Below are 12,029 nucleotides of genomic sequence, written 5' to 3' on the forward strand. Positions count from 1 at the left end.
CGCATTCACCCGTCAAATCTTCCGATCTGCCCACTCGCTCGTCGACAGGGCGCCCCGGGCTGGCCGGCAGGCGGCCGGCTCAGTGTGCCGCCCGCCTGAGCGCGGCCTGGCCGTGCCGCCGCACGGCGCCGTAGACGCCTGCCAGCAGCAGCACGAGCGCGCCTGCCTCGAGCGGCCGCGGCGGCCGCGCCTCGAACGCGAAGCCGTACAGCATCGCGAACACCGTCTCGAACACGATCAACTGCCCTGTCAGCGTCAGCGGCAGGCGCCTGGACGCCGCGTTCCACAGACAGTTGCCGAGCCACGACGCGCCGATCGCGAGGGCCAGGTTGAGCAGCCAGAAGGCCGGCCAGCGGCCCGGCCCCGGCATGGCGACGCTGCCGGCCGGCAGCAGCGCGAGCGCGAGCCAGCCGAGCGCGCCGATCAGCCCGGTGACGACACCCCAGAGCACCGACCATTGATTGCCGTCGAAACGAGGCTGGCGCCGCAGGTAGCGCGCGTTGGCGACCGCGTACCAGGTCCAGCTCGCGAGCGCGGCGGCCGCGCAGCCGATGCCGGCGAGCTTGTCGAGCGTGGAGGTGGCGCGCGCCGCGCCGGAGGTGAACAGGTCGACATGGATGCAGGCGATGCCGGTCGCGACCAGCCCGAGCGGCAGCGCGAGGCGGCGCAGCGGCACCGCATCGGCGTCGCGCAGACCCGCGAGCGAGACCGTGACGGGCAGCACGCCGACGATCAGCGAGCTCGGCGCGATGCCGATCAGGTGAACGGCGCCCGCCAGCAGCATGTAGTAGCCGAGATTGCCGATCACCGCGAACCGCACGAGCGCGACCAGATCCTCGCGCGTGAGGCGTGCCAGCAGCGAGCGCGCGGCCGGCAGCGCCACCACCGCCCAGCCCGTACAGCGTGTAGTGGCCCGCGCTCAGCGCCAGCGGGGAAACCTCGGCGAGCAGCCGCGGAACCAGGAACACCATGCCCCAGAGGGCTCCGGCGAGAATGCCGTACAGGACGCCGCGCTGCATGACGGGTTTCCTTGCGATCGGGCGGGTTTCGGAGGCTGCGCATCGTAGCGGGGCGGGGCCGGCGCGCCTTGTCGAATCCTGCATGCCCGCGAGCCTGCCGCGTGACGCCCGCTGCGATCGGCCGGCCGCTTGGGGAGCCGGCCGCGGCGGGCCAGGCGGCCATGGCGGATTCGAGGTCGGCCGTCCGCGGCGCGATGTTCGGATTCGAACCGCGCGGCACGGCGGCGAAACCTTGACGAACGCCTGACGAAGCACGAAGCGAATGGCTGCCTGGGAAGGCGCTAAGCCGTTGTTCGTGTTGTGAAAATCTGCCGCGCATCGCGTATAATTCGGCTTTGCGCCCATAGGATCTGCCATGCGTCTCATCCAAAAAGCACTCACTTTCGATGACGTGCTCCTCGTCCCGGCGTTCTCCGACGTCCTGCCGCGCGACACCAGCCTCAAGACCCGACTCACCCGCAACATCGCCCTGAACATGCCGCTCGTGTCCGCCGCCATGGATACGGTGACGGAAGGCCGTCTCGCGATCGCGATGGCGCAGCAGGGCGGCGTGGGGATCGTCCACAAGAACCTGACGCCTGCCGAGCAGGCGCGCGAGGTCGCCAAGGTCAAGCGCTTCGAATCGGGCGTGGTGCGCGATCCGATCACGGTGCCGCCCACCATGAAGGTGCGCGACGTGATCGCGCTGTCGCGCCAGCATGGCATTTCCGGCTTCCCGGTCGTCGAGGGGGCGCAACTCGTCGGCATCGTCACGAACCGCGATCTGCGCTTCGAAAGCCGCCTCGACGACGTGGTGCAGTCGATCATGACGCCGCGCGAGCGTCTCGTGACGGTCAAGGAAGGCACGCCGCTCGCCGACGCCAAGGCGCTCATGCACAGCCACCGCCTCGAGCGCGTGCTGGTGGTGAACGACGCGTTCGAGCTGCGCGGCCTGATGACGGTGAAGGACATCACGAAGCAGACCGAGCACCCGGACGCCTGCAAGGACGAGCACGGCAAGCTGCGCGTGGGCGCCGCCGTGGGCGTGGGCGCCGACAACGAGGAGCGCGTCGAGCTGCTGGTGCAGGCCGGGGTCGACGTGATCGTCGTCGATACCGCGCACGGCCACAGCAAGGGCGTGCTCGAGCGGGTGCGCTGGGTCAAGCAGAATTTCCCGCGGGTCGAGGTGATCGGCGGCAACATCGCCACCGCCGCCGCCGCGAAGGCGCTGGTCGACTACGGCGCGGACGCCGTCAAGGTCGGCATCGGCCCCGGCTCGATCTGCACCACGCGGATCGTGGCTGGCGTGGGCGTGCCGCAGATCAGCGCGATCGCCAACGTCTCCGAGGCGCTGCGCGGCACCGGCGTGCCCTGCATCGCCGACGGCGGCGTGCGCTTCTCGGGCGACGTGTCGAAGGCGCTGGCCGCCGGCGCGAACGCGGTGATGATGGGCAGCATGCTGGCCGGCACCGAGGAAGCGCCGGGCGACGTGTTCCTGTACCAGGGCCGCCAGTACAAGTCGTACCGCGGCATGGGCTCGGTGGGTGCGATGAAGGACGGCGCTGCCGACCGCTACTTCCAGGACAATTCCGCGAACATCGACAAGCTCGTGCCGGAAGGTATCGAAGGGCGCGTCGCCTACAAGGGTTCGGTCAACGCGATCCTGTTCCAGCTCGTCGGCGGCGTGCGCGCGAGCATGGGCTACTGCGGTTGCCGCACCATCGAGGAATTGCACGACAAGGCCGAGTTCGTCCAGATCACGGCGGCCGGCATGCGCGAATCTCACGTCCACGACGTGCAGATCACCAAGGAAGCCCCCAACTACCACGTGGACTGAACGCCAATGAAACCACTGCTGCGCGTCGTACTCGTCATCGATGCCCTGCTGCTGCTGGCAGGGGGTGTGCTGTTCGTGCTGACGCCCTGGAAGGGGCTTTACGACGCCCTGCAGCTGGTGCCGGTCGATCCGGCGATGGCCGGCCAGGCCTTCGGCGTCGCGCTGCTCGGGCTGGCCTGGCTCGCGTTCCATGCCTCGTTCAACGGCGACCTGACCACCGGCGTCGCGCGTGCAGTCGGCCATGTGAACTGGCTGATCGGCGTGCTGATGGTGGTCTGGCTGATCGGCCTGCACCGGCCCGAGCTGAATGCATTGGGACAGCTCGTGTCGGTGGCCACCGCCGTCGTGCTGCTCGTGATCGGGCTGGGCGGCGTGCGGCTGGCCTCGGCGGTGCGCCGGCGCGAGCGCGGGCTGGCGGCCGACGCGAAGGCGCAGCCGGCCGCCGATGCCGTGCCGGCGGCGACGCCCGCGCCAGTCGTGGTGCCGCCGCAGCCGCAGCCGGCCGCGACGCGCGTGGAGCCGGGCATCGGCGCCTCCAGCGCAGCGGCCCCGGCCGGCCGCGCCGAGCCGGCGGGGACCGCTGCGCCATCGTATGCGCCGCCCGCCACGCCCGGCTCCGCCGCCGATCCGACGCGGCCGCCGCGCGCTTGAGCCGAGGCGCGCGCCCCGGCCGTCTGCACCGCCCGCCGGGCGTGTGCCGGGCGCTTGCCGGGCATGGCGCCCGGACCATTTTCCGACTCAGATGCAGCGCCGCGTGCGCTGCTTTTCTTACCTGCCTGTACTCATCCCGTAGCCTGCCATGCACGACAAAATCCTGATCCTCGACTTCGGTTCGCAAGTCACCCAACTGATTGCGCGGCGGGTTCGCGAAGCGCACGTCTATTGCGAGATTCATCCGAACGATGTCAGCGACGAATTCGTCCGCGAGTTCGCGCCGAAGGGCGTGATCCTGTCGGGCAGCCATGCGAGCACCTACGAGGACCACCAGCTGCGCGCGCCGCAGGCCGTCTGGGATCTCGGGGTGCCGGTGCTCGGCATCTGCTACGGGATGCAGACCATGGCCGTGCAGCTCGGCGGCAAGGTGGAGTGGAGCGATCACCGCGAATTCGGCTATGCCGAAGTGCGCGCCCATGGCCACACGCGCCTGCTCGACGGCATCGAGGATTTCCGTACCGAGGAAGGCCACGGCATGCTGAAGGTGTGGATGAGTCACGGCGACAAGGTGGGCGAGCTGCCGCCCGGCTTCAAGCTGATGGCGTCCACGCCGAGCTGCCCGATCGCCGCGATGGCCGACGAGGCGCGCGGCTATTACGCCGTGCAGTTCCATCCGGAAGTGACGCATACCGTGAAGGGCCGCCAGCTGCTCGAGCGCTTCGTGCTCGAGATCGCTGCCGCCAAGCCGGACTGGGTGATGCGCGACCATATCGAGGAGGCCGTCGCGCTGATTCGCGAGCAGGTGGGCAGCGAGGAGGTGATCCTCGGCCTGTCGGGCGGCGTGGATTCGAGCGTGGCCGCGGCGCTGATCCATCGCGCGATCGGCGACCAGCTCACCTGCGTGTTCGTCGACCATGGCCTGCTGCGCCTGAACGAAGGGCAAATGGTGCTCGACATGTTCGCAGGGCGGCTGCATGCGAAGGTCGTCCACGTCGACGCGTCGGAGCAGTTCCTCGGCCAGCTGGCCGGCGTGACCGACCCGGAGGCGAAGCGCAAGATCATCGGCCGCGAGTTCGTCGAGGTGTTTCAGGCCGAGGCGAGGAAGCTCGGCAACGCGAAGTGGCTCGCGCAGGGCACGATCTACCCGGACGTGATCGAATCGGGCGGCGCGAAGACGAAGAAGGCGACGACGATCAAGAGCCACCACAACGTGGGCGGGCTGCCCGAGACGCTGGGGCTGAAACTGCTCGAACCGCTGCGCGACCTGTTCAAGGACGAGGTGCGCGAGCTGGGCGTGGCGCTCGGCCTGCCGCCCGAGATGGTGTATCGCCATCCGTTCCCGGGGCCGGGCCTGGGGGTGCGGATCCTGGGCGAGGTGAAGCGCGATTACGCGGACCTGCTGCGCCGCGCCGACGCGATCTTCATCGAGGAACTGCGCGGCACGATCGCGAACGAGCAGGATGCGGCGGCGGGGATCTGCGAGGCGTCGCAGGTCGGAAAGTCGTGGTATGACCTCACCAGCCAGGCGTTCGCGGTGTTCCTGCCGGTGAAGTCGGTGGGGGTGATGGGGGACGGGCGCACCTACGACTACGTGACCGCGCTGCGCGCGGTGCAGACCACCGACTTCATGACGGCGCATTGGGCACATCTGCCGTATGCGCTGCTGGGGCGCGTTTCGAATCGCATCATCAACGAGGTTCGGGGCATCAATCGGGTGGTTTATGACGTGTCGGGGAAGCCGCCGGCGACGATCGAGTGGGAATAAGCCCCAGCCCGCCGAGCCGGCACGGCTCGATGCCCGCAGGGGCCGATGCCACGCATTCCCGCCGGCCCCCGCGCATCGGTTCCGCACCGCTGTCGGCAGCGCCCGAGGCTCGCGGCACGGTCGGCGGACGGCGCGGCGCGTGCCGGGCCGACGGCATCGCGTCGATCCGGCCGGCCCGCTCCGAAGCCCCATGACCGCAGGCCCGCCCGCCGAGAGTCGTTCCCGGCCCGGTCCGATATATGTCGGATCTGCCGGGTGGGCCCTGTCGTCACGCGTCGCCGATTCATTCCCCACCGAAGGCAGTCACCTCGAGCGCTACGCACGCGTTTTCTCTGCGGTGGAGATCAATTCGTCGTTCTATCGTCCTCATCAACCAAAGACCTACGCGCGCTGGGCCGCGAGCGTACCCGAGGCATTCCGGTTCTCGGTCAAGATGCCACGCAGGATTTCCCATGAGCTGAGATTACGCGACGCCGATGCCGACGTGAGCGAATTCCTGGCCCAGATCGCGCCCTTGCAAGACAAGGCGGGATGCCTGTTGCTTCAACTGCCGCCCAGTCTGGCCTTGGACGAGGCCACGGCCCGGCGCTTCTTTTCGCTGCTGCGAAGCGCCACCGAAACGCCGATCGTCTGCGAACCGCGTCATGCGACATGGTTTGCCGAGGCGGGCGCGGCACTCATGAAACAGGCCGGAATCGGCTGCGTGCGGGCCGACCCGCCGCCCGTGGCCAGGGCCGCGCCGGTCGGCGATCCGCATGTTTCCTATTTCCGCTTGCATGGTTCGCCGCAGATCTATCATTCGGCATACGACGCGCCGTTCATCGAAGCGCTGGCGGCGCAGCTGACCGAAGCCGGCCGCACCGGCGCCGAAGCATGGTGCATTTTCGACAATACCGCGCGCGGCGAGGCGATTCCCAACGCACTGACGCTGATGGCTACGCTGTAAAGGGCGGCTGGCAGGTACGCCTCGTCCGAGGCACGTGCCGCGGCGCCGCTTCCGCGCCTACCATCGCCGGTTCGGCCGACGTGCGTTTCGCTTCGTCGCTGCGCGCCGAACCGGCATGCGGTCTCCTCAGGATGAGTCGCCGGACTGGCGGCCATTGACGATGCCAATTTGGCCGGTTCAGATGCGAGGCTGGAGCCGCCCGATCCCACGACGACCGGCGGGCGGCCATCCCAACCCGGAACTGGAGCGTTTGCCGTGGCGAACGAGAACAAGGACGAGAGAGCGGGCCGCGCCGGCGGCGTATTGATCGAATCGCGGACGATCGACTTCATTCCCGACGCGGAGCGTCACGGCCGGCTCGGCAGCCAGTTCACGCTGTGGCTGTCGGCGAACCTGCAGGTAACGGCGATCGTTACCGGCGCGCTGGCGGTGGTGCTCGGCGGCGACGTGTTCTGGTCACTCGTCGCGCTGCTGCTCGGCCAACTGCTGGGCGGCGCGGTGATGGCGCTGCACGGCGCGCAGGGCCCGCAGCTGGGCCTGCCGCAGATGATCTCGAGCCGCGTGCAGTTCGGCGTCCATGGCGCGACGATCCCGATCCTGCTGGTCTGCCTGATGTACGTCGGCTTTTCGGCGAGCGGCACGGTGCTCGCGGGCGCGGCGCTCGCGCAGTTGCTCGGCGTTGGCGAGGTGGCCGGCATCGCGGTCTTCTCGGCCTGCATCGTGGTGTTGACGGTGCTCGGCTACCGCACGATCCATCTGATCGGCCGCCTCGCGAGCCTGATCGGCGTGGTCGCGTTCGTGTTCATGTACGCGCGGTTGTTTTCGCAGCACGACGTCGGCCTGCTGCTCGCCAACCGGCATTTCTCGATCGCGAGCTTCCTGCTGTCGATGTCGCTGTCGGCGTCATGGCAGATCGCGTTCGGCCCCTATGTCGCGGATTATTCGCGCTATCTGCCGCGTACCACCTCGTCGCTCGGCACCTTCCTCGCGGTGGGGCTCGGCTCGGTGCTCGGCGCGCAGGCGGCGATGGTGTTCGGCGTGTTCGCGGCGGCGCTCGCGGGCGGGCAGTTCGCGCATCACGAGGTCGCCTTCATCGTCGGGCTCGGCTCGTCGGGCGCCGCGGCCGCGCTGCTGTATTTCAGCATCGCGTTCGGCAAGCTCACGGTGACGACGCTCAATGCCTACGGCAGCTTCATGTCGATGGCCACCATCGTCAGCGGCTTCGGCGGCCAGCGCACGATCCCGCATCGCGCCCGGCTGGCGGCGATCCTCGCGATGGTGGCGCTCTCGACGGCGCTCGCGGTCGCAGGCCGCGATTCGTTCCTGAAGGAATTCACGGCCTTCATCCTGTTCCTGCTCGCGTTCTTCACGCCTTGGAGCGCGATCAATCTGGTCGATTACTATGGCTTCACGCGTTCGCGTTACGACGTGCCGGCGCTGTCCGACCCCGACGGCCGCTACGGCCATTGGAACCGCACCGCGATCGGCGTGTATCTGGTCGGCATCGCCGTGCAGCTGCCGTTCCTGTCCACGAGCTTCTACACCGGCCCCCTCGTCGATGCGCTCGGCGGCGCCGACATTTCATGGATTCTCGGCCTGGTCGTGCCGGCGCTGCTTTACTACGTCTGCGCACGCGCCTCGGCGCGCCGTATTCCCGAACACCTGATCCTGCCCGCCGAGGTGTCGGGCGGCCGTGAATGAGGCCGGCGCGGTTCGCGAGTGCCGATCGGGTTCCATGACGGACGCGGATCGCACGACCGACGGCGGCACGGTGACGCGGCGGGCGGCAGGGCGGGCGGCGGGCGCCGCCGCCCTGCGGGCGAGGCTCAGGCCTCCTCGGCCCACGACATGTTGTCACGCGCGAGCAGCGCCGACGACGCGGCCGGCCCGAAGGTGCCCGCCGTGTAGAGCCGCGGCCGGTCGCCGGGCTGATGCCAGCCGTCGAGGATCGGCTCGATCCAGGTCCAGGCCGCTTCCAGTTCGTCGCGGCGCATGAAATGGGTGAGGCGGCCGCGGATCACGTCGATCAGCAGCCGCTCGTAGGCTTCGGCGCGCCGCTCGGGGATCGCCTGCTGCAGGTCGAGGTTGAGGCTGACGGGCACCATGTTCATGCCGCTGCCCGGTTCCTTCGCGAGCATCTGCAGCTGGATCGATTCCTCGGGCTGCAACTGGATCACGAGCCGGTTGCTGTAGTGGCGCGGGCCGTTCGGGATGATCGAGAACGGCAGATCGGCGAACTCGATGACGATCTCCGACTGGCGCTTCTGCATCCGCTTGCCGGTGCGCAGGAAGAACGGCACGTTGGCCCAGCGCCAGTTGTTGATGTGCGCGCGCAGCGCGACGAAAGTCTCCGCGCGGCTGTCGGCCGGCACGTTGTCCTCTTCCAGATAGCCCTTGACGGGCTTGCCGTCCACGGCGCCGGCCGCGTACTGGCCGCGCACCGTGTCGCGGGCGATGTCGGCGGGCGTCATCGGCCGCAGCGAGCGCAGCACCTTCAGCTTTTCGTCGCGCACCGCGTCGGGGTCGAGCGAGACGGGCGGCTCCATCGCCACGATGCACAGCAGCTGCAGCAGGTGGTTCTGCACCATGTCGCGCAGCGCGCCGGTGTGATCGTAGAAGCCGGCGCGGCTGCCCACGCCGACCGTCTCGGCCACCGTGATCTGCACGCTGCGGATGTATGGCGCCTGCCACAGCGGCCCGAAGATCGGGTTGCCGAAACGCAGCACCATCAGGTTCTGCACCGTTTCCTTGCCGAGATAGTGGTCGATCCGGTAGATCTGCGATTCGGCGAAATGCCTGCCGACCGCGTTGTTGATCGCCTGCGCCGAGGCCAGGTCGTGGCCGAGCGGCTTTTCCAGCACTACGCGCGAATGCGCGTCGACCAGACCGGCGGCCGAGAGGTTGTCGCAGATGGTCGTGAACAGCTCGGGCGAGGTGGACAGGTAGAACACGCGGATCGCCTCGCTGCGCGAGGCCTCGGCGAGCCGTTGGTAGTCGCCCGGCTCGTTGACGTCGATCAGCGTGTACTGGAACAGATCGAGGAAGTGGTTCCAGGCCTGCGCGTCGAATGCCTTCGCGTCGATGAACGGCCGCGACTGCTCCTCCATGAACCTGCGGTAGCCGTCGATGCCCCAGTCGCGCCGGCCGACCGCGATGATGCGCGTCTCGGGCGGCAGGTTGCGGTGCAGGTGCGCCATGTACAGCGCGGGCAGCAGCTTGCGGGCGGCGAGGTCGCCGCCGCCGCCGAAGATGATCATGTCGACGGGCAGTTCGGATGCGGTCGGGTTGGGCTGATTCGTCATGGGTGGTTCGCGGGTCAAGATCGATGAGCGTTGAACGAAAGGTGGTGCGGCATGCCGCAGTGCGGCGGAAAGTCCTAGTTTGCACGGTTTTGCGTGACTCCGTGTGGTCAGGCTGCGCTTTCGCGCGCCCGGAACGCGCCGGTCCCCCGCCAGCGGCCGCCGCGCGGCATGTTGCGCGGGTCGCGACTAAACACGGCGCGGCATCGGGGTGGCGGGGCGGTGCCGCATGAACGCGTGCAGGCCCGGCAGGCCACGGCTTGAGGTGATGCGTCGATGACGACGTCGCCAACGCGGCGTCGTGCCGGCGGCCCGGCCCGCGGGCTCGATTCCGTCGATCAGGAATGCGAACCAGAAGGGCCGTCGAGCAGGCACGCGCGGCATGCCCGCGAGGGCATCCGGTTGCTGCGCGCGGCGCGCCGTGCTCAGGACGGCGCGGTGCCGGCGGCCGGCTCGTCGCCGCTGATCACGAGCAGCACTTGCGCCGTCTTCGCGCCCAGCGAGCGGATCCGGTGCGGCACCTGCGCGTTGAAGTAGACGGCGTCGCCGGTCGCGAGCGTGACCTTCTGCGACGCGAAATCGATCTCGATCCTGCCGCTGTGAACGAACAGGAATTCCTCGCCCGCGTGTTCCCTGAATTCGGACGTCGTGAAATCGTGCGCCGGGCGGATCATGAACGGCAGCAGCCGCTTGCGTCCCGCTTCGGCCGCGATCACCTCGTAGCCGCTTTGCGCGTCGTCCGGCGCGCGGCTCATGCGCAGCCGCTCGTCGGCCCGCACCACGGTGATCGCCTGTTCGTCGCCGTCGGCCGAGAACAACTGCCCGACCTCGACGTGCAGCGCCTGCGCAAGCTGCATCGCGACCGCCACCGACGGCGTGCTGAGGCCGCGCTCGACCTTCGACAGATAGCTCTTCGTCAGGCCCGCGCGCTCGGCCAGGTCCTGCAGGCTCAGGCCGAGCTGTTTTCTCAGCAGCTTCAGACGAATCGCCCCCAAGGCTTTCCCCTTCATTGATTTATCGTTGAATGACACGTCGTGTCATATAATACCCAGCGTGTACTGTCGGCACGATGCCGGTCGCCCGACATCCGCCGGTTCACCTGGAGATGCTGCAATGGCCGAAACGCTGAGTCTGTCGAAATCCGAGCTGGTTGCCCGTTCGCAGGCGCAACTGGATACCACGCTGTCCGTGCGCAACTGGACGACGCGCCAGAAGCTGGCCCTGACGTGCCGCATTCTATTCGACGGCGGCCACGATTCGGGCCTCGCCGGCCAGATCACGGCGCGCGCCGAGGATCCCGACACCTATTACACCCAGCCGTTCGGCCATGGTTTCGACGAGATCACCGAGACGAACCTGCTGGTGGTCGACCAGGACCTGAAGACGGTGGACGGCCGCGGCATGCCGAATCCGGCGAATCGCTTCCACACCTGGGTCTACCGCGCGCGCCCCGATGTGAACTGCATCATCCACACCCATCCGCTGCACGTCTCGGCGCTGTCGATGCTGGAAGTGCCGCTGGCCGTGTCGCACATGGATACCTGCCCGCTCTACGACGATTGCGCGTTCCTCGAAAAATGGCCCGGCGTGCCGGTGGGCAACGAGGAGGGCGAGATCATCTCGGCCGCGCTCGGCGGCAAGCGCGCGGTGCTGCTCGCGCATCATGGCATGCTGGTGACCGGCAAGACCGTCGAGGAAGCGTGCTCGCTCGCGCTGCTGATGGAGCGCGCCGCGCGCCTGCAACTCGCCGCGATGGCCGCCGGCCCGATCCGCCCGATCCCCGAGGCTCTCGCCGCCGAGGCGCACGACTGGATCTCGACGCCGAAGCGCCACGCCGTCGCCTTCGACTATTACGCGCGCCGCGCGCTGCGCGCCCATCCCGACTGTCTGGCCTGATCCCGGGCGGACGCAGCGCACTGCGCCGGCCCGATGTGGGGGCGCATCGCGCCGGCCAACCGCTGGTGCTCAAGCGCGCTGTCGACGCAATTCCCCGACGCAAAGCCGCCGGCCGGACGCGACGCGCTGAAGGGGCGGCCGTGAACGGGGCAGCGCCGGACGGCCTCGTTCCCGAGCATGACCGGCCTGCCGTGGTGGCGGACGCGACAGGCGGCACCGGCATGCGTCGATTTGACGCGCAGCAGTGTGTTGGTGGCGTGCAATCGGGGTCAGCAATCCATCAATCGGGGCAGCAACCGGGCTCAGAAATGCACGGTGGTGCCGCAGGCGCCGCCTATCCAGTCCTTGCTGCCGGCCCCGCGGCAGAACACGCCGCATCCGCCAAGCGCGAGCATCAGCACGGTGCAGGCCAGCAGAACACCGCGTCGTCGGCGGGTTCGCCTCACGATCGTCTGATGGATGGTCATCGTTCCCTTGAAAGGCGCCGCCGACGCGGGCATTGGCGCTGGCGTTCGAGCTTCCCGAATCAGCATGGCGGCTTTCCTTCAGGGATCGCGACCGGGAGTCGAGCATTTGCTCGACAGGGCTGGCGCTTGCCCGATCCCCTGTTAAAATCGCTAGGACGTTTTGCCCT

9 protein-coding genes and 1 pseudogene are annotated in these 12,029 nt (G+C 68.7%); 6 read left to right on the forward strand and 4 right to left on the reverse strand.

Translation table 11 applies throughout. The annotated features are described in order from the left end of the window. Positions 1 to 79 precede the first annotated feature (79 nt). Positions 80 to 1,019: pseudogene (locus tag KS03_RS23700) on the reverse strand (DMT family transporter). Between the two features lie 355 nt (positions 1,020 to 1,374). Between KS03_RS23700 and guaB the strand changes: the two are divergent. The 5 genes from guaB (at position 1,375) to KS03_RS23725 (ending at position 7,901) form a co-directional block, all read left to right on the forward strand. Continuing rightward, positions 1,375 to 2,835, forward strand: a complete 1,461-nt coding sequence (gene guaB / locus KS03_RS23705; protein ID WP_015875347.1) for an IMP dehydrogenase — start codon at positions 1,375 to 1,377, stop codon at positions 2,833 to 2,835. Positions 2,836 to 2,841: 6 nt separating this feature from the next. After that, complete coding sequence (locus KS03_RS23710; protein ID WP_015875348.1) at positions 2,842 to 3,486, forward strand: hypothetical protein; 645 nt, start codon at positions 2,842 to 2,844, stop codon at positions 3,484 to 3,486. A gap of 148 nt (positions 3,487 to 3,634) precedes the next feature. Beyond that, positions 3,635 to 5,254, forward strand: a complete 1,620-nt coding sequence (gene guaA, locus KS03_RS23715; RefSeq protein ID WP_015875349.1) for a glutamine-hydrolyzing GMP synthase — start codon at positions 3,635 to 3,637, stop codon at positions 5,252 to 5,254. A 190-nt stretch (positions 5,255 to 5,444) separates the two neighbouring features. Then, the gene (locus KS03_RS23720; RefSeq protein WP_015875350.1) at positions 5,445 to 6,200 is read left to right on the forward strand and encodes a DUF72 domain-containing protein; all 756 of its coding nucleotides are present in this window, start codon (positions 5,445 to 5,447) and stop codon (positions 6,198 to 6,200) included. 255 nt (positions 6,201 to 6,455) lie between these two features. Continuing rightward, positions 6,456 to 7,901 (forward strand): purine-cytosine permease family protein, encoded by a 1,446-nt coding sequence (locus KS03_RS23725; protein WP_015875351.1) that lies wholly within the window; start codon positions 6,456 to 6,458, stop codon positions 7,899 to 7,901. Positions 7,902 to 8,026: 125 nt separating this feature from the next. On the opposite strand, the gene zwf is transcribed toward KS03_RS23725, so the two are convergent. Continuing rightward, positions 8,027 to 9,502: a glucose-6-phosphate dehydrogenase gene (zwf, locus tag KS03_RS23730; RefSeq protein WP_015875352.1), complete on the reverse strand. Its 1,476-nt coding sequence runs from the start codon at positions 9,500 to 9,502 to the stop codon at positions 8,027 to 8,029. Positions 9,503 to 9,924: 422 nt separating this feature from the next. Then, positions 9,925 to 10,509: a helix-turn-helix domain-containing protein gene (locus KS03_RS23735; protein WP_017923134.1), complete on the reverse strand. Its 585-nt coding sequence runs from the start codon at positions 10,507 to 10,509 to the stop codon at positions 9,925 to 9,927. 103 nt (positions 10,510 to 10,612) lie between these two features. Here KS03_RS23735 and KS03_RS23740 point away from each other — a divergent pair, with 103 nt between their 5' ends. Further along, on the forward strand, positions 10,613 to 11,395 hold the full coding sequence (locus KS03_RS23740) for an aldolase (protein WP_015875354.1): 783 nt from the start codon (positions 10,613 to 10,615) through the stop codon (positions 11,393 to 11,395). Between the two features lie 302 nt (positions 11,396 to 11,697). On the opposite strand, the gene KS03_RS23745 is transcribed toward KS03_RS23740, so the two are convergent. Next, positions 11,698 to 11,928 carry a hypothetical protein gene (locus KS03_RS23745; protein ID WP_230674487.1) on the reverse strand — a complete coding sequence of 77 codons (231 nt, stop codon included), beginning with the start codon at positions 11,926 to 11,928 and terminating at the stop codon, positions 11,698 to 11,700. Positions 11,929 to 12,029: the final 101 nt, after the last annotated feature.

It is taken from the genome of Burkholderia glumae LMG 2196 = ATCC 33617, assembly GCF_000960995.1.
In the GTDB taxonomy this organism is placed as follows: Bacteria; Pseudomonadota; Gammaproteobacteria; order Burkholderiales; family Burkholderiaceae; genus Burkholderia; species Burkholderia glumae.